The sequence below is a fragment of the Pantoea sp. sgz302252 genome, assembly GCF_047713085.1.
Classification (GTDB): domain Bacteria; phylum Pseudomonadota; class Gammaproteobacteria; order Enterobacterales; family Enterobacteriaceae; genus Scandinavium.
Genome location: NZ_JBLFJW010000004.1, coordinates 89,180 through 104,971 on the forward strand (window position 1 = coordinate 89,180; position 15,792 = coordinate 104,971).

Consider the following 15,792-nt stretch of genomic DNA (forward strand, 5'->3'; position numbering starts at 1 on the left):
GGCGATCGCCGTGGTGTTAAATGAAAAGCGTGATTATTGTGCAGGCAGCGTTGGAACGTCTGCGTCAAACCAGGTCTGGTAGATTTTGGCGTAAGTGCCGTCAGCGACGATTTTCTTCAGGCCATCGTTGATTTTGCCCAACAGCTCGGTGTTGCCTTTTGCCACCGCAATGCCGAAATACTGACGTTCAAATTTGGCGTCCGGCACCAGTTTGAACTGTTTTTCCGGGTGCTGTTTGATGTAGTACTTCACCACGCCGACATCGCCAACCACCGCGCTCACACCGTCTTCAAACAGTTCCTGTAACATCAGCGGCGTGTTGTCAAAACGCTTGATAGCGGTGCTGTTTTTACCCAGCACATCCGACACGACGATATCGCCGGTGCTGGAGTTCACCACGCCGACTTTCTCTGTTTTCAGCGCATCAAGCGACGCCACTTTGGAGTCTTTCGGCACCACAATGGACTGTTCTGCCGGGAAATAAGGGGCAGAGAAATCGACCATTTGTTTACGTTTGTCAGTAATGGTGATCCCTGAAATGATGATGTCGCGATCGCCAGAATTGAGGGTCGCGAAAATGCCTTCCCATGGCGTGTTGACCAGTTTGATCTCAAAATTTTCCGCTTTGGCGATGGCCTTAATCACGTCGATATCAAAGCCTTCCAGCTGCTTTTGATTGTTTTCGAATTCGAACGGACGATAGGTACCGCCAGCCCCTACCACATACGTTTCTGCTGCTGCCTGTGCGCTTGCGGCTAACGCTGCCGTCAGACAACAGGCTTTCATCCATTTGCTGATCATATCGCTACCTTTTTATGCATTTAATTTGCATAAAAATACAGAACTTAATCTGCATATGCAACAAATGATCTTCCTTATAACGGTAGGTTATGTCCTACAGCCGCGCCGCCAGGCCGGACGACATCGTATCAAGACGCCTCCAGCCAGCTCGCAATCGCGTCGTTAAGTTGATTCAGATGATGCTCGGCTACCGCCTCAAGCATTCCCTGAAGCTGCGGCAACTGAAGCGGTTTAAACAAACAATCGTCCATGGCCTTGCTGGAACGCGCATGGAGCAAATCGCCGGGGAAGCGCAAACCACCAAAAGGATGGTGGTGTATTACTTCAAAACCAAAGAGCAGCTTTACCAGGCGGTGCTCGAACACGTTTAGCTTGGCCTGGTTTGTGATTGCCTGATTCGCTAAGGCAGTCTGGCATTCCCCGGCTTATTGCCCTGCCAGCGCGAGGATCACTCGTTCCATGGCTTCTTTGGTCAGCTCGCTGCGTTTGATTTTCTGATTGGCCAGTGAGGTGCGCAACACACCAGCAATCACAATGTGTTTGGGTTCCTGCCCGAGATCACGCATCTCCAGCACCACTTTGCCGACGACCCGGCACATTTCCTGATACAGCGCGTCTTCACTGTGTTGATTGCCCATTCCCTGCTCCTGCTAACTCGTTAATTATCAATTCATTATTGATAATAGCCGCATTTGGCGAGATTTTCGCACTGTGCTTCTGTTACCAGCAGCAAAAGATTTCGTAGGGATTTTGTTAAGCGCTATCGTCTTGTTCTGAAACAGCGTTTTCATTTTCTTTTTTACCCGTAACCTCGTATAATACGCGCCGGTTCTTTATTGAATGGTTTCAGCGCATTGGACTGCACAAAAAATAGCTTAAAACTTCATCCTTCCTTCGTAGCTGACAACCGGGCTCACTTTCCTCTGCACGCTTTTTTGATGTCACCTATCCTTAACTCGTGGCATCGCAACTTTCGTTATACCGGTTTGACTTCGTGGCAGTGCGCCCACGAATCGAGATTCTCCTATCCTTCTCAACTTAAAGACTAAGACTGTCATGAAAAAGACCAAAATCGTTTGTACTATCGGTCCAAAAACCGAATCCGAAGAGATGCTGACCAAAATGCTGGACGCCGGCATGAACGTAATGCGTCTGAACTTTTCCCACGGTGACTACGCTGAACACGGCCAGCGCATCCAGAACCTGCGCAACGTGCTGAACAAAACCGGTAAGAAAGCTGCCATTCTGCTTGATACCAAAGGTCCGGAAATCCGTACCATCAAGCTGGAAGGCGGTAATGACGTCTCCCTGAAAGCAGGCCAGACCTTTACCTTCACCACCGATAAATCCGTTGTGGGCAACAGCGAAACTGTCGCGGTGACCTACGAAGGTTTCACCACTGACCTGAAAGTCGGCAACACCATTCTGGTTGATGACGGCCTGATCGGCATGGAAGTGACGGCCATCGAAGGCAATAAAGTTATCTGTAAAGTGCTGAACAACGGCGACCTGGGCGAAAACAAAGGCGTTAACCTGCCCGGCGTTTCTATCGCGCTGCCAGCCCTGGCTGAGAAAGACAAACAAGACCTGATCTTCGGTTGCGAGCAAGGCGTTGACTTCGTCGCAGCTTCCTTTATCCGTAAGCGTTCTGACGTGCTGGAAATCCGTGAGCACCTGAAAGCGCACGGTGGCGAGAACATCCAGATCATCTCCAAAATTGAAAACCAGGAAGGTCTGAACAACTTCGACGAAATCCTCGAAGCGTCTGACGGCATCATGGTTGCTCGTGGCGACATGGGCGTTGAAATCCCGGTTGAAGAAGTTATCTTCGCGCAGAAGATGATCATCGAGAAATGTGTCCGTGCTCGCAAAGTGGTTATCACTGCGACCCAGATGCTGGATTCCATGATCAAAAACCCACGCCCCACCCGCGCAGAAGCAGGCGACGTGGCGAACGCCATCCTCGACGGCACCGATGCTGTTATGCTGTCTGGTGAATCCGCAAAAGGGAAATACCCACTGGAAGCGGTGACCATCATGGCGACCATCTGTGAGCGTACTGACCGCGTGATGACCAGCCGTCTGGACTTCAACAACGACAGCCGTAAACTGCGTATCACCGAAGCGGTCTGCCGCGGTGCGGTAGAAACGGCTGAGAAACTGGAAGCGCCACTGATTGTTGTTGCGACCCAGGGCGGTAAATCTGCACGCGCCATCCGTAAATACTTCCCGGACGCGACCATTCTGGCGCTGACCACCAACGAACTGACTGCCCGTCAGCTGGTGCTGTCTAAAGGCGTTAACGCACAGCTGGTGAAAGAAATCTCTTCTACTGATGATTTCTACCGTCTGGGTAAAGAAGTGGCTCTGCAGAGCGGTCTGGCTCAGAAAGGCGACGTTGTGGTGATGGTTTCCGGTGCTCTGGTACCGAGCGGCACCACGAACACTGCGTCTGTTCACGTACTGTAATTATTTCCAGTTGTATTAATTTATCCGCTAAAGCGCCCTCGTGGCGCTTTTTTATTCGTCCAATAGCGATGTTTAATAAAAAAGCAAATCGGATTTCACTATTTAAGTTTTGATTATTTAAGATGAATCCGATGAAACCGCGCTGTTTTCACACAGTTTTTTATCCCTTTTTGTTAAGTTCGATGCTTCTTTGAGCGAACGATCAAAAATAAGCGTATTCCCATCAAAAAAATATTCTCAACCTAAAAAACTTTGTGTAATACTTGTAACGCTACATGGAGATTAACTCAATCTAGAGGGTATTAATAATGAATCGTACTAAACTGGTACTGGGCGCGGTAATCCTGGGTTCTACTCTGCTGGCAGGTTGCTCCAGCAATGCTAAAATCGATCAGCTGTCTTCTGACGTTCAGACTCTGAACGCTAAAGTTGACCAGCTGAGCAACGACGTGAACGCAATGCGTTCCGACGTTCAGGCTGCTAAAGACGACGCAGCACGCGCTAACCAGCGCCTGGACAACGCAGCGACTAAATACCGTAAGTAATGGTATCTGTGTTGTAAAAATGGCGCACTCTGTGCGCCATTTTTTTGCCTGTCATTCCCCTTCCTTGTTTTCTGCGCTACTGCGTAACCCGCGTTTCTGATGCCGTCGCAGGCGTGCCGTTCAGCACCGACTGCACCGGATTCATTGCGCTGACGTCAGGCGTCGCCCCGGCAGACACCACCACCGGCACCCCCATCCGCCGATGCATCGCTTTATCCGCCATCGCTTTGTCCGTTCCCTTGTCGCTGGTGAACTGCGCATAGCCTTCCGGCAGCACATAAGCAATGGTCTGAGGGTTCTGCGATTCGCTCTGGGTCATTGGACGATGGACTTCCATATACCGCATGCCGTTCGGCTCTACCGAATACTTCACTGGCTGATTGATAACCCTGACTGGCGTACCGACACGAACTTGCGCAAACAGTGCTTTGATATCATCGGCAAACATTCGCATACAGCCCGAGCTGACTCGCAGCCCAACGCTACCTTGCGCATTGGTACCGTGAATCAAATACTCGCCGTTCCCGTACGCCAGGCGCAGCGCAAAGCGCCCTAAAGGATTATTCGGCCCTGCGGGCACGACCGGCGGCAGCGTGACACCTTTTTCCAGCGAACGCTGACGTATCCCGGCCGTTGGCGTCCACGTTGGGTTAGGGATTTTTTGCCCCACACGTGTCGTCATCTCTGGCGTTTCCAGCCCTAACTGACCAATACCCAGCGGGTAAACCTGCACGCTCTTCCCATCTGGTGGGAAATAGTAAAGCCTCAGTTCCGCCAGATTCACCACAATCCCTTCACGCGGCACATCAGGCAGCAGCAGTTGCAGCGGAATAACCACCTGCGTGCCAGGCTGTGGCACAGGCGCAATCGTATTATTGGCTTCAAGCAGGATCATCGCGGCGGTATCAAAGCGTCGCGCGATAGTTTGCAGGTTGTTATCGCCCCCCTGCACCGTGTAAGTCTGATTCTGCCCGACCAGGCGGCTACCGTCGGACGGCAAGGTGTATTCAACCGCTCTGGCGGCCTGAGACGCGCCAAGAGCACCTAACAGCAGAAGAGTAACAAGAAACGCGCGTTTCATACTGAGTTTCCCTTTTAGTCACTGACTGACGCCAGAAAGCTGAACAACCAGCGAGGCGGCATCCCCACCTCGCGTAACAGAATGAAAGCTATACTTTTAGTTTAGCTAAAACTGAGAGCCTGCGTGCGAATTGCACGGATCATGGCTTCGAGCCCCTGCGAGCGCGAGGGCGTGAGATGTTGAGTCAGCGCCATTTGCTCAAACCACGGGTGCACATCAAACGCCAGAATGTCCTGAGCGGTCATCTGGTGATAGAGGATAAACACGATAGCAATCAGCCCCTTAACAATCGCCGCATCGCTATCGCCCTGCAAGGTAATACGCCCTTCTTCATTGCGCTGCATCACTATCCAGACCTGACTCTGGCAGCCCTGAATAATGTTGTCCGCCGTGTGCGCCTCCGGACTGAGCGGCGTTAATCGCTGCCCCAGCTCGATGATGTAGAGGTATTTCTCTTCCCAGTTGGCGCAACGGGCGAAGTTGCGCAACAGTTTGTCTTTGTCCGGCAAGTCGGCCATGTTTGCTCCCTGTTAGCCCAGCAGGCGGTGAATACGCTTTAATCCAGCCACCAGACGGTCCACTTCTTCAACCGTGTTGTACATCGCCAATGAAGCACGGCACATGGCTGGCACGTTATAAAACGCCATCAGCGGCATGGCGCAGTGGTGCCCGGTGCGGACAGCGATGCCATAGTTATCGAGGAAGCTGCCAACGTCATACGCATGATGTTTACCCAGATTAAAAGCGACCACGCCCAGACGCGTTTGTGGGCCATACAAAACGATGTCTGGCACGCTGGCGAGTTCCACCATGGCATAGTGCATTAGCGTTTGTTCGTAATCGGCAATATGCTCCAGCCCAAGATTGCTAACATAATCCAGGGCAGCACCCAGCGCAATAATCCCGCCCGTATTCGGCGTCCCCGCCTCGAACCGCCACGGCGCTTTCGCCCAGGTGGTGCCTTCCGTCAGGCTGACGGTAGCGATCATTGAGCCGCCCCCTTCCCACGGTGGCATCTCCTGCAAAATGTCCTCTTTCACATACAGCACGCCGATACCGGTTGGCCCGTACAGTTTATGGCCGGAGAAAACGTAAAAATCACAATCCAGACTCTGCACATCCACCGCGTGATGCATCACCGCCTGCGCACCATCTATCAAAGCTTTCGCTCCGTGCTGATGGGCGAGTGAAACCAGTGCTTTTACCGGATTCTCTGTTCCTAAGACGTTCGAAACCTGAGTGATGGCGAGCAGTTTAGTGTTCTCGTCAAACAACGCAGGCACCGCATCAAGCTGAAGCGTGCCGTCCTGATTCAGTGGGATAACACGCAACTCTGCCCCTACACGCGCGCAGAGCATCTGCCAGGGCACGATATTCGCATGGTGCTCCATCTGGCTAATGATGATGTTATCGCCCTTACCGACGTTGCTGTTGCCCCAGCTGTTGGCGACAAGGTTGATCCCTTCAGTGGTGCCACGCACGAACACTAACTCTTCCGGCGACGCAGCATTCAAAAACGTGGCGGCCTGCTGGCGCACTTGCTCCATGCGCGTGGTCGCTTCCGCGCTTAAGGTGTGAATGCCGCGATGCACAGCGGCATAGCCGTGGCGATAAAACTCGGCTTCGGCGTCAATCACGGCATTGGGTTTCTGCGCGCTGGCGGCACTGTCGAGATACGCCAGCGGTTGCCCATTGACCTCACGGGCAAGCACAGGGAAATCAGCCCTGACCTGTTCAAGGGAAAATGTCATTCGCTTCCTCCCGGCAAACGCTGACCGATACGAGCCAGAATCTGATGTCTGATCACTTTATCGCTGATCGCTTCCGTGAGTTCGGCGGCAAAGGCGTAAATGATCATCTGCTGCGCGGCCTGCTGGTGTATGCCGCGTGAACGCAGATAGAACAGCTGTTCGTCATCAATACGACCAATGGTTGCCCCATGGCTGCATTTCACGTCGTCCGCGTAGATTTCAAGCTGCGGTTTGGTGTCCACTTCCGACAAGCGCCCTAACAGCAGATTGTTGTTGGTCATCTGCCCGTCCGTTTTAATGGCGTGCTGCGCCACGTTAATCAGGCCATTAAACACCGCCCGACCTTTGTCGTTGACGATCGTTTTATGCAGCTGGCGGCTGTTGCAGTAGCCTTTGTTGTGCTCAAGCCAGGTGCGCGTGTCGCAGACTTCACTTTTCACCGGCATCGCAAGGCTGTTGATCCGTAGCGTGGTGTTTTCACCATTCAACTGAGTGCTGGTGTTGTGACGCAGCACCGCACCGCCAAGCAGGAAGCTGTGGCTGTGCGCACTGGCATCCTGGCCTAACAGAATATCGTTGTGCGCGAAGTGGTAACTCTGCGGGTTCTCAAACGCGAGTTTGATGTGTTGCAGGTGAGCGCCTGCTGCAACCTGCATGGTCAGGCGTGAACCGGTGAAATGGCGCGTTTCGTTCAGGCTGACAAAATGTTCGATGACCGTCGCTTCAGCGCCCGTTTCCAGTTCAAGATGGTGGCGATAATGCGCGGTATTCATCTCCTCGCCGTCCAGCCCTTGAGTGATATGCATCAGCAGCAGTGGCTTTGCAGGACGCTGATTTCGCGCCACCTTAATGTGAGTCACAGTCTGCGCAAGGCTTTCCGTCAGATGCAGAAAGACTTCAGGCTGCACCGCCGCAGGCAAGCTCTCACGGGCATTATCAACTGTAATCTGGAAAGCGCTGCCAGCCAGTTCATCGCTCAGCTCAGCGCTATACTGATCGTTCACAAAGACCAGCCGTAACGCCTCGACAGGCAATGCCAGCGCATCACGCTGTGCGGTCGTCAACGCCGACTCAGTGCTGACAAAGCGGTTATTCAGCAACCCGTCCAGCGGCGTGTATTTCCAGTTCTCGTGCTTACGCGTTGGCAACCCGAGGCGCAACATCTGTTGCAAATGCTGCTCAGCCTGCGGCGTGCGCTCCCTGCCCTGAGCCTCGAACAGATGATGCCACTGTTGCAGCGCGTTACTGCTGTTCGGTAAGCCAGCCATAGCCTTGCTCCTCGAGTTGTTTCACCAGCGTAAAATCACCGGATTTCACAATACGGCCCTGATACAGCACGTGGACATAATCCGGCTTGATGTAGTCGAGAATGCGCTGATAGTGCGTGACGATGATAAAAGAACGTTTGCCGTCACGCAGGGCATTGACGCCCTCAGAGACAATTTTCAGTGCGTCGATGTCCAGCCCTGAATCTGACTCATCCAGAATGCACAGTTCCGGCTCCAGCACCGCCATTTGCAGAATGTCATTACGCTTTTTCTCACCGCCGGAGAAGCCCACGTTTACGGAACGGGTCAGCAAATCTTCCGGCATTTTCAGCAGTTTGATTTTCTCTTCCATCAGATCCTGAAAATCAAAGCGGTCGAGCGTGGACTGCCCACGATACTGGCGCACAGCATTCAGAGCCGTTTGCAGGAAGAACTGATTGCTGACACCGGGAATTTCCACCGGATACTGGAATGCCATAAAGATGCCTTCGCCCGCGCGGTCTTCCGGCGCGAGTTCGAGCAAGTCTTTACCTTTAAACTCGACGCTGCCGCCGGTGACCTCATAATCTTCACGACCCGCTAAAGTGGCGGAAAGCGTGCTTTTCCCGGAGCCGTTCGGCCCCATAATGGCATGCACTTCACCCGGGCGAACGTCCAGGCTCAAGCCACGCAGGATTTCTTTGTCTTCTACCGCAACCTGCAAATCTTTAATGCTTAACATGTGTGTCCCTTAATCCTTAACCGACGCTGTGTTCGAGGCTGATAGCCAGCAGTTTTTGCGCTTCAACGGCAAATTCCAGCGGCAGCTCAGAGAAAACGTCCTTACAGAAACCATTGACGATCATCGAGATAGCGTCATCTTCACTGATCCCGCGCTGCAGGCAGTAAAACAGCTGATCTTCACCAATGCGCGAAGTGGTAGCCTCATGCTCCAGCTGAGCCGTGTTGTTACGACACTCGACGTACGGGAAGGTATGCGCCCCGCTGTCTGGCCCAATCAGCATCGAATCGCACTGGGTAAAGTTTCGTGCATTGGTCGCTGTCGGCATGATTTTCACCAAGCCGCGGTAACTGTTCTGGCTGTGCCCGGCGGAGATCCCTTTCGAGATAATGGTCGATTTGGTGTTCTTGCCGATGTGGATCATTTTGGTGCCCGTGTCGGCCTGCTGGTGCCCGCTGGTCAGCGCGACAGAGAAAAACTCACCGATGGAGTTATCACCGCGCAAAATGCAGCTCGGGTATTTCCAGGTAATGGCTGAGCCTGTTTCGGACTGCGTCCACGACATCTTGCTGTTTTCACCTTCGCACAGCGCACGCTTGGTCACGAAGTTCAGGATGCCGCCAGTGTTGTTGTCGCCCGGGAACCAGTTCTGCACCGTGGAATATTTCACTTCCGCGTTTTTATGGATGATGACTTCGACCACCGCAGCGTGAAGCTGGTAGCTGTCTCGCACCGGCGCAGAACACCCTTCGATGTAGCTGACATAGCTGTCTTCATCGGCCACTAAAATGGTGCGTTCAAACTGGCCGGTTTTCTCTGCGTTGATACGGAAATAAGTCGACAGTTCCATCGGGCAGCGCACGCCTTTTGGCACATAAATAAAGGTGCCATCGGAAGCCACCGCCGCGTTCAGGGCCGCGAAGAAGTTGTCGTTGCCGGGCACCACAGTGCCGAGGTATTTCTGTACCAGTTCAGGATGATCATGAATGGCTTCACCGAACGAGCAGAAGATGATCCCCTGCTCCGCCAGTTTTTCACGGTAGGTCGTCGCCACGGATACGGAATCGAAAATCGCGTCGACGGCAACCTCACGGCCTTCTCGAACAGGCACACCAAGCTGATTAAACGCGGCCTCAACTTCTTCATTGAGAAACGCATTAGCGCCCGTCTGCTGCACGGCACCGGGCTCTGAGGCACAAGTTTCATCGCAATTGCCGCAAGATGGCGCGGAATAGTAGCTGTAGTCCTGATAATTCAGTTTGTCGTAATGCGCTTTCAGCCAGTGAGGTTCTTCCATCTCAAGCCACGCACGGTAAGCGTTTAAACGAAATTCGAGCATCCACTCAGGCTCGTTACGTTTCGCCGAGATAGCGCGCACGACGTCCTCGCTGATCCCTTTCGCCAGCTCATCGGTTTGCAGGTGGGTGAAAAAGCCTTCTTTATAGTTCAGTTGCCCACCGGTCCAGGTTTTGACATCGTCAGTTGCTTCAATATTACGTGACATGGTTACTCCGCCTGCACCCCAAAACTTTCACCACAGCCGCATTCATGCTGTGCTTTCGGGTTATGGAACTTAAAGATCTGGTTTAAGCCTTCACGCACATAATCGACTTCGGTACCGTCAATAAAGGGCATGGCCTGCAAAGGCACCCACAATTTCGCGCCATCCGATTCAAACAGCAGATCGTCGGCTTTCGGTTCCGTGACAGTGTCCAGCACGTAGGCAAAACCTGCGCAGCCGGAGGTTTTGATCCCAAGCCTGATCCCCTGCACATTTTGCTTTGCCGCAAGCTCGCGCACATGCGCGGCGGCTTCTGGCGTCATGCTGATACCACGCCAGGCAAAATCGGCAGGATTGAAGGTTTCTGATTGCAATTCCATAGGTTCACCTTATGAGTTGAAGCCACCAGGGCATACCGCTATGGTAGTGATAATGATTATCACTTCAACCCCTTGCCTGCAGGGGCTTTCCCCGGAATCACCCTTTTTGGGGGCTTTCACTAAGCATAGACCCTGTGCGCGGAGAGCGTTGCCATCGATTTAATTGTTCAATGCTTTGAAAAATAATGGCTTTATCGTGAGCGACCCGCAAATTCGGCGGTTTTTAAAAGATGTATAGAAAATATCTATTTATGAGATAGGGTTTACGCAGGTTCAGCCAACAAAAAAGCCCTGCGGTCAGGACAGACGCGCAGGGCTTTCGGTAAAACAGTCAGATCAATAAAGCGAGGACTGGCCAGCCGGACGAGTCTTAAAGCGCCGGTGCACCCACAGATACTGTTCTGGCGCGCGCAGGATCTCTTTCTCAATCACCTTGTTCATGTAGCTTGCGGCCTTGAACTCGTCTTCAATCGGGTAATCGGTCATCAGTTCGCTGATGTGCAGACTGTAACCACGGTTATTGGCTTTACGCACCATGGTAATGCTCAGCAGATCGGCACCGGAGAGGCGCGAAAGCACGTAGGTACCGTTGGTCGTCGCCGCCTCAGGAACCGAGAAGAACGGCGCAAAAGTACTGCCTTTCGGGCCGTAATCCTGATCCGGAGCAAACCACACCGCTTCGCCGTCTTTCAGCGCGCTCACCAGCCCGCGCAAATTGCGACGATCAATCATGGCTTTATTGGAACGAAGGCGACCTTTGGTTTGCACCCATTCCATCATTTTGCTGTTATGCGGACGGTAGGTTGCCATCATCGGACGGCACAATCCCATCGCACGGCCACCCAATTCAAGCGACATAAAATGCACCCCCACCACCATCACGCCTTTTTTATCTTCCAGCGCGCGAGTGAGATTGGCATAGCCTTCTACATCAAACCATTTTTTAACCCGGGCATCGCTCCAGAACCAGGCCATTCCCGTTTCAATTAATCCCATTCCTAAAGAAATAAAATTCTGCTCGATTAATTTCTCTTTCGCTTGCGCATTCATGTCAGGGAAACAGAGCGATATATTTCTTGACGCTATCTTTTCCCTTCTTTTCAAAAAGGGGCGTGAGGCACGACCCAGAGAAGAGCCAATGATATACAGCAGCGGATAAGGGAGTTGTACGATCAGCCAGAGCACGCCTAAACCAAACCAGGTGAGCCAGTTACGGGGGTGCAGCAGCGTTGTGTCGAAGGCTTTTGCCATCGTTAATTCCTGTAAGCATGTGAACCAGTAGCGCATAAGGAAAAAACGAAGGAAATCATCAATCTTTAGGCGATACAGAACAAATTTTCACGTTGCTCAAAAAACAGAGTTCTGAGCCAAACGCCAAAAATCTCCCGATAAACTGAGTCCATATAAGAGATAAAAGCAGGTGTCGTTGTGGCAAGGTTAACTGCCTGGAGGCAGGATGCTACATTCGTTTAAAAAAAGATAGTGAATTAATCTGAAGCTCACCTTAAGTGCTCATTGATAAAACGAGAAATGTCTGATATTTAATGACGAATAATTACACTGCTAATGATTATTGATTTTGGTCATGCTGTTTATTAAGACAAATCGTCAGAAATAATGAAGAAAAGCACCGTAGCGCGGTGCTTTTTCAGAATCCTCGTTGTTCAATTTATCTCAACATTGCCCTACACCACGGCCGTTGTCAGACGAGAGGTGCAGCACAATTTACCGTGCTCATCGAAGATCTCAATTTGCCACACCTGATGCCTGCGTCCGGCATGCAATGCCTTGCAGACACCGCGCACTCGTCCATCTCGTACAGAGCGCAGGTGATTGGCGTTCACTTCCACACCTACCACTTTCTCATCGCCCTGTGTGCAGAGATACCCCGCCACTGAACCCAGAGTTTCTGCCAGCACCACTGAAGCACCGCCATGTAACAGGCCAAATGGCTGATGCGTGCGGCTGTCGACCGGCATGGAGGCTTCCAGACTGTCTTCGCCAATATGCTCGAAGCGAATATCGAGCAGCCCGACCATATTGCCTTCGCTCATGGCATTCAGGCCATCGAGCGTGGCGGTACGTTTCCAGATCATCCCATAATCTCCAGTAATGCCTGTAGCGGATGGCGCACGCCGCTGCCTTCTACGCGCTTCACCTGGCTGCGGCAGGAGTAACCTGTCGCCAGGCAGCGATTACGTGGCAAACGCTGCATCGCCTGCTGCCAGGAAAGTGCATAGATGCCGAGCGAGTTTTCATGGTTCTGGACTTCGTGCCCATACGTCCCTGCCATTCCACAGCAGCCAACGTTGACGCTTTCCAGTTTCGCCCCAAAGCGGGCAAAGATAGCCGCCCACTGTTTCGGTGCCATCGGCAGCGCCGTGACTTCTGTACAGTGACCGAAGAGGTACCAGGATTCGCCGCTGACCTCAGGCAGGTCGCTATTTTCCAGCGCTTTTGGCAACCATTCGTGAACCAGTTGCACCTGGAAATCACCGCGTTTATCCGCCAACGTCTGCTTGTACTCATCGCGGTAACACAGCACCAGCGCCGGGTCGACACCGACCATTGGCATGCCAAGCTCTGCAATTCGGTTCAGGAAATCTGCCGTCTTTTGCGCTGTTTTGGCGAAGCGCGCGAGGAAACCTTTAATGTGCTGCGCTTTGCCGTTTGGCGAGAAGGGCAGCACCACAGGCTGGTAGCCCACACGTTCAACCAGACGGACAAAATCCGCCACCACTTGTGCATCGTAATAGCTGGTAAAAGGATCCTGTACCACCAGCACCGTTTTCGCTTTCTGCTCTGGTGACAGCGCTTCAAGCTGCTCCAGGGTCAGGTTCGCCGAGCGGTGCCCCACCATCTGCTGTTGCAGTGACGGCACGGAAAGCAGCGGCAAGTCGATCATCCCGATGTGTTTTTTCGACAGGCTTTTCACCCACGGCTGGCTGATGAAGAAGTTGAAGGTTTTCGGCGCTCGCGCCATCAGCGGGGCATAATTTTCCACCGTGGCGACAACATGATCGCGCAGCGGTCGCAGATAGCGAGTGTGGTAGAGCTGCAAGAAACGCGAACGGAACTCCGGCACATCAATCTTGATGGGGCACTGCGTCGAGCAAGCTTTACAGGCCAGACAGCCGGACATCGCCTCTTTCACTTCGTGAGAAAAATCATACTCGCCTTTGCTGGCATGCCAGGTATTGCGGGTCCGTTCGATCAAGGAGCGCAGGCTGCCGCGTTTTTCCGGCAGCTCTTTCTCAAGCTTGAGCGGGTCAACGCCGCGATCGGCCAACAAACGCAGCCACTCACGCGTCAGCGTGGCGCGGCCTTTCGGCGAGTGCATGCGGTTGCTGGTGATTTTCATCGACGGACACATCGGGCTGTTCACATCGAAGTTAAAGCACAGGCCGTTGCCGTTGCACTCCATCGCGCCGCGCCAGGATGAACGCACCGCAATGGGAATTTGTCTGTCGAAGGTGCCTCGCTTTGCCGCATCGACTTTCATCATCGGATCGTCAATGCCCTCTGGCGCGCAGATTTTCCCCGGGTTCAGACGGTTATTCGGGTCGAACGCTGCTTTCACTTTGCGTAGTTCGCCATACAACGTTTCGCCAAAGAACGCCGGGCTGTATTCAGCACGGAAGCCCTTACCGTGTTCGCCCCACAGCAAACCGCCGTATTTGGCTGTTAACGCCACCACATCATCCGAGATCTGCTTCATCAGGATCTCTTGTTGCGGGTCGCACATATCCAGTGCAGGACGAACGTGCAGCACACCGGCGTCCACATGGCCGAACATGCCGTAGCTCAGACCGTGACCGTCCAGCAAGGCGCGAAACTCAGCAATATAATCCGCCAGATGTTCAGGCGGCACGCAGGTATCTTCAGCAAACGGAATCGGTTTGGCGGCCCCTTTGGCATTGCCCAACAATCCCACCGCTTTTTTACGCATCGCGTAGATTCGTTCGATATCGTCAAGCTCATTGCAAAGCTGCCAGCCAATCACGCCGCCTTCAGCCGCCGCTATCAGCGCATCCAGACGTTCACACAGTGCGCTGACCTGGCTTTCGATCAGCGCCTCATCATCCCCGGCAAATTCGACGATGTTGAGGCCCAGCATCTCTTTATCGGGCACGTCGGTGATCAGCTCGCTCACCGAATGCCAGACGATATCTTCCCGCGCCAGATTCAGCACTTTTGAATCGACGGTCTCGACCGACAACGCCCGCGCATCCACCATGAACGGGGCATTGCGCAGCGCTGAATCGAACGAATCGTACTTCACATTCACCAGACGGCGAACTTTTGGCAGGCGGGTGATATCCAGCCGCGCCTCGGTAATAAACGCCAGCGTGCCTTCTGAACCGGTCAAAATGCGGGTTAAATCGAACTCGCTCATCTCATCATTAAAGACATGGCGCAGATCGTAGCCCGTCAGGAAACGGTTGAGTTTGGGGAATTTGTCGATAATCAGCTGACGGTTTTCTTTGCAGCGTTCATACACGGTGCGGTAAATGCGCCCGCTGGCGGACTGCTCTTTGGCGAGCGTTTCTGCCAGCAGTACCGGAACCGGCTGAGTATCCAGAATATCGCCGCCCAGCAGGACAGCACGAACGCCCAACACGTGGTCAGACGTTTTACCGTACACCAGCGAACCCTGGCCGGAAGCGTCGGTATTAATCATGCCGCCGAGCGTGGCACGGTTGCTCGTTGAGAGCTCCGGTGCAAAGAAATAGCCATAAGGTTTGAGAAACTGATTAAGCTGATCTTTGATGACCCCGGCTTCGACGCGCACCCAACCCTCTTCCGGGTTGATTTCAATGATGCGGTTCATGTAGCGGGAAAGATCGATAACGATGCCCTGATTCAGGGACTGACCGTTGGTGCCTGTCCCGCCGCCGCGTGGGGTAAAGACCAGAGAGCGGAAACGCTCTTCGTCGGCGATGCGTGACAGCAGCGCGACATCAGCAGTAGAACGGGGAAAAACCACGGCATCGGGAAGGAGCTGATAAATACTGTTATCCGTTGCCATCGTCAGCCTGTCGGCGTAACGGGTGGCGGTATCGCCGGTAAAACCTTGAAGCTCTAGTGCCTGCAAAAAATTCAGCACCAGCTGAACGACGCCGGGTGCCTGAGAAATTTGTGGGATCATGACGCTCGACCCTGCCTGACTAAGTTGTGGATGGTGGTGTTAGGTCTGTTTTATCGTTTGCGTATTGCTCCTTCGTTGTATCACATTTTTTCCTTATACGCTTATTGGATTTTGCAGCGATCATGA

Annotated in this window: 14 protein-coding genes and 1 pseudogene; 3 read left to right on the plus strand and 12 right to left on the minus strand. The window is 53.1% G+C overall.

All coding sequences use genetic code 11. The annotated features are described in order from the left end of the window. Nucleotides 1–33 precede the first annotated feature (33 nt). Nucleotides 34–801: a basic amino acid ABC transporter substrate-binding protein gene (locus ACLW56_RS04580; RefSeq protein WP_330982635.1), complete on the minus strand. Its 768-nt coding sequence runs from the start codon at nucleotides 799–801 to the stop codon at nucleotides 34–36. 248 nt (nucleotides 802–1,049) lie between these two features. Between ACLW56_RS04580 and ACLW56_RS04585 the strand changes: the two are divergent. After that, a pseudogene (locus tag ACLW56_RS04585) lies at nucleotides 1,050–1,169 on the plus strand (TetR/AcrR family transcriptional regulator); the annotation flags it as partial. Between the two features lie 57 nt (nucleotides 1,170–1,226). Here ACLW56_RS04585 and fumD read toward each other — a convergent pair. Then, complete coding sequence (fumD, locus tag ACLW56_RS04590; RefSeq protein WP_330982636.1) at nucleotides 1,227–1,439, minus strand: fumarate hydratase FumD; 213 nt, start codon at nucleotides 1,437–1,439, stop codon at nucleotides 1,227–1,229. 418 nt (nucleotides 1,440–1,857) lie between these two features. Between fumD and pykF the strand changes: the two genes are divergently transcribed. Both pykF and lpp read left to right on the plus strand, forming a co-directional pair. After that, the gene (gene pykF / locus ACLW56_RS04595) at nucleotides 1,858–3,270 is read left to right on the plus strand and encodes a pyruvate kinase PykF (protein ID WP_330982637.1); all 1,413 of its coding nucleotides are present in this window, start codon (nucleotides 1,858–1,860) and stop codon (nucleotides 3,268–3,270) included. Nucleotides 3,271–3,578: 308 nt separating this feature from the next. After that, nucleotides 3,579–3,815 (plus strand): murein lipoprotein Lpp, encoded by a 237-nt coding sequence (lpp, locus tag ACLW56_RS04600; RefSeq protein ID WP_003029373.1) that lies wholly within the window; start codon nucleotides 3,579–3,581, stop codon nucleotides 3,813–3,815. A 76-nt stretch (nucleotides 3,816–3,891) separates the two neighbouring features. Here the strand turns inward: lpp and ldtE are convergent, their stop codons facing one another. The 10 genes from ldtE to ACLW56_RS04650 all read right to left on the minus strand — a co-directional run bounded on the left by ldtE (nucleotide 3,892) and on the right by ACLW56_RS04650 (nucleotide 15,666). Further along, a complete protein-coding gene (ldtE, locus tag ACLW56_RS04605) occupies nucleotides 3,892–4,896 on the minus strand; it encodes a L,D-transpeptidase LdtE (RefSeq protein WP_330982638.1) in 1,005 nt (334 codons plus the stop codon). A gap of 101 nt (nucleotides 4,897–4,997) precedes the next feature. After that, complete coding sequence (sufE, locus tag ACLW56_RS04610) at nucleotides 4,998–5,414, minus strand: cysteine desulfuration protein SufE (RefSeq protein WP_330982639.1); 417 nt, start codon at nucleotides 5,412–5,414, stop codon at nucleotides 4,998–5,000. 12 nt (nucleotides 5,415–5,426) lie between these two features. Then, nucleotides 5,427–6,647 carry a cysteine desulfurase SufS gene (gene sufS, locus ACLW56_RS04615; RefSeq protein ID WP_330982640.1) on the minus strand — a complete coding sequence of 407 codons (1,221 nt, stop codon included), beginning with the start codon at nucleotides 6,645–6,647 and terminating at the stop codon, nucleotides 5,427–5,429. Next, nucleotides 6,644–7,915 carry a Fe-S cluster assembly protein SufD gene (gene sufD, locus ACLW56_RS04620; protein ID WP_330982641.1) on the minus strand — a complete coding sequence of 424 codons (1,272 nt, stop codon included), beginning with the start codon at nucleotides 7,913–7,915 and terminating at the stop codon, nucleotides 6,644–6,646. Before sufD ends, sufS begins: the two co-directional genes overlap by 4 nt. Further along, on the minus strand, nucleotides 7,890–8,636 hold the full coding sequence (gene sufC / locus ACLW56_RS04625; protein ID WP_330982642.1) for a Fe-S cluster assembly ATPase SufC: 747 nt from the start codon (nucleotides 8,634–8,636) through the stop codon (nucleotides 7,890–7,892). The genes sufD and sufC overlap by 26 nt, the downstream gene beginning before the upstream one ends. A gap of 16 nt (nucleotides 8,637–8,652) precedes the next feature. Continuing rightward, entirely contained in the window at nucleotides 8,653–10,140 is a 1,488-nt protein-coding gene (gene sufB / locus ACLW56_RS04630) for a Fe-S cluster assembly protein SufB (RefSeq protein ID WP_330982643.1), read from the minus strand. Between the two features lie 2 nt (nucleotides 10,141–10,142). Then, the gene (gene sufA, locus ACLW56_RS04635) at nucleotides 10,143–10,517 is read right to left on the minus strand and encodes a Fe-S cluster assembly scaffold SufA (RefSeq protein ID WP_330982644.1); all 375 of its coding nucleotides are present in this window, start codon (nucleotides 10,515–10,517) and stop codon (nucleotides 10,143–10,145) included. A 336-nt stretch (nucleotides 10,518–10,853) separates the two neighbouring features. After that, on the minus strand, nucleotides 10,854–11,768 hold the full coding sequence (gene lpxP, locus ACLW56_RS04640) for a kdo(2)-lipid IV(A) palmitoleoyltransferase (protein ID WP_330982645.1): 915 nt from the start codon (nucleotides 11,766–11,768) through the stop codon (nucleotides 10,854–10,856). Nucleotides 11,769–12,202: 434 nt separating this feature from the next. Further along, entirely contained in the window at nucleotides 12,203–12,613 is a 411-nt protein-coding gene (menI, locus tag ACLW56_RS04645) for a 1,4-dihydroxy-2-naphthoyl-CoA hydrolase (protein ID WP_330982646.1), read from the minus strand. Further along, nucleotides 12,610–15,666 carry an FAD-binding and (Fe-S)-binding domain-containing protein gene (locus ACLW56_RS04650; RefSeq protein WP_330982647.1) on the minus strand — a complete coding sequence of 1,019 codons (3,057 nt, stop codon included), beginning with the start codon at nucleotides 15,664–15,666 and terminating at the stop codon, nucleotides 12,610–12,612. Before ACLW56_RS04650 ends, menI begins: the two co-directional genes overlap by 4 nt. Between the last annotated feature and the right edge of the window lie 126 nt (nucleotides 15,667–15,792).

Coding starts and splice junctions, on each gene's coding strand:
- ACLW56_RS04580 (WP_330982635.1), bottom strand. CDS start 801: ATGATCAGCAAATGGATGAAAGCCTGTTGTCTGACGGCAGCGTTAGCC.
- fumD (WP_330982636.1), bottom strand. CDS start 1,439: ATGGGCAATCAACACAGTGAAGACGCGCTGTATCAGGAAATGTGCCGG.
- pykF (WP_330982637.1), top strand. CDS start 1,858: ATGAAAAAGACCAAAATCGTTTGTACTATCGGTCCAAAAACCGAATCC.
- lpp (WP_003029373.1), top strand. CDS start 3,579: ATGAATCGTACTAAACTGGTACTGGGCGCGGTAATCCTGGGTTCTACT.
- ldtE (WP_330982638.1), bottom strand. CDS start 4,896: ATGAAACGCGCGTTTCTTGTTACTCTTCTGCTGTTAGGTGCTCTTGGC.
- sufE (WP_330982639.1), bottom strand. CDS start 5,414: ATGGCCGACTTGCCGGACAAAGACAAACTGTTGCGCAACTTCGCCCGT.
- sufS (WP_330982640.1), bottom strand. CDS start 6,647: ATGACATTTTCCCTTGAACAGGTCAGGGCTGATTTCCCTGTGCTTGCC.
- sufD (WP_330982641.1), bottom strand. CDS start 7,915: ATGGCTGGCTTACCGAACAGCAGTAACGCGCTGCAACAGTGGCATCAT.
- sufC (WP_330982642.1), bottom strand. CDS start 8,636: ATGTTAAGCATTAAAGATTTGCAGGTTGCGGTAGAAGACAAAGAAATC.
- sufB (WP_330982643.1), bottom strand. CDS start 10,140: ATGTCACGTAATATTGAAGCAACTGACGATGTCAAAACCTGGACCGGT.
- sufA (WP_330982644.1), bottom strand. CDS start 10,517: ATGGAATTGCAATCAGAAACCTTCAATCCTGCCGATTTTGCCTGGCGT.
- lpxP (WP_330982645.1), bottom strand. CDS start 11,768: ATGGCAAAAGCCTTCGACACAACGCTGCTGCACCCCCGTAACTGGCTC.
- menI (WP_330982646.1), bottom strand. CDS start 12,613: ATGATCTGGAAACGTACCGCCACGCTCGATGGCCTGAATGCCATGAGC.
- ACLW56_RS04650 (WP_330982647.1), bottom strand. CDS start 15,666: ATGATCCCACAAATTTCTCAGGCACCCGGCGTCGTTCAGCTGGTGCTG.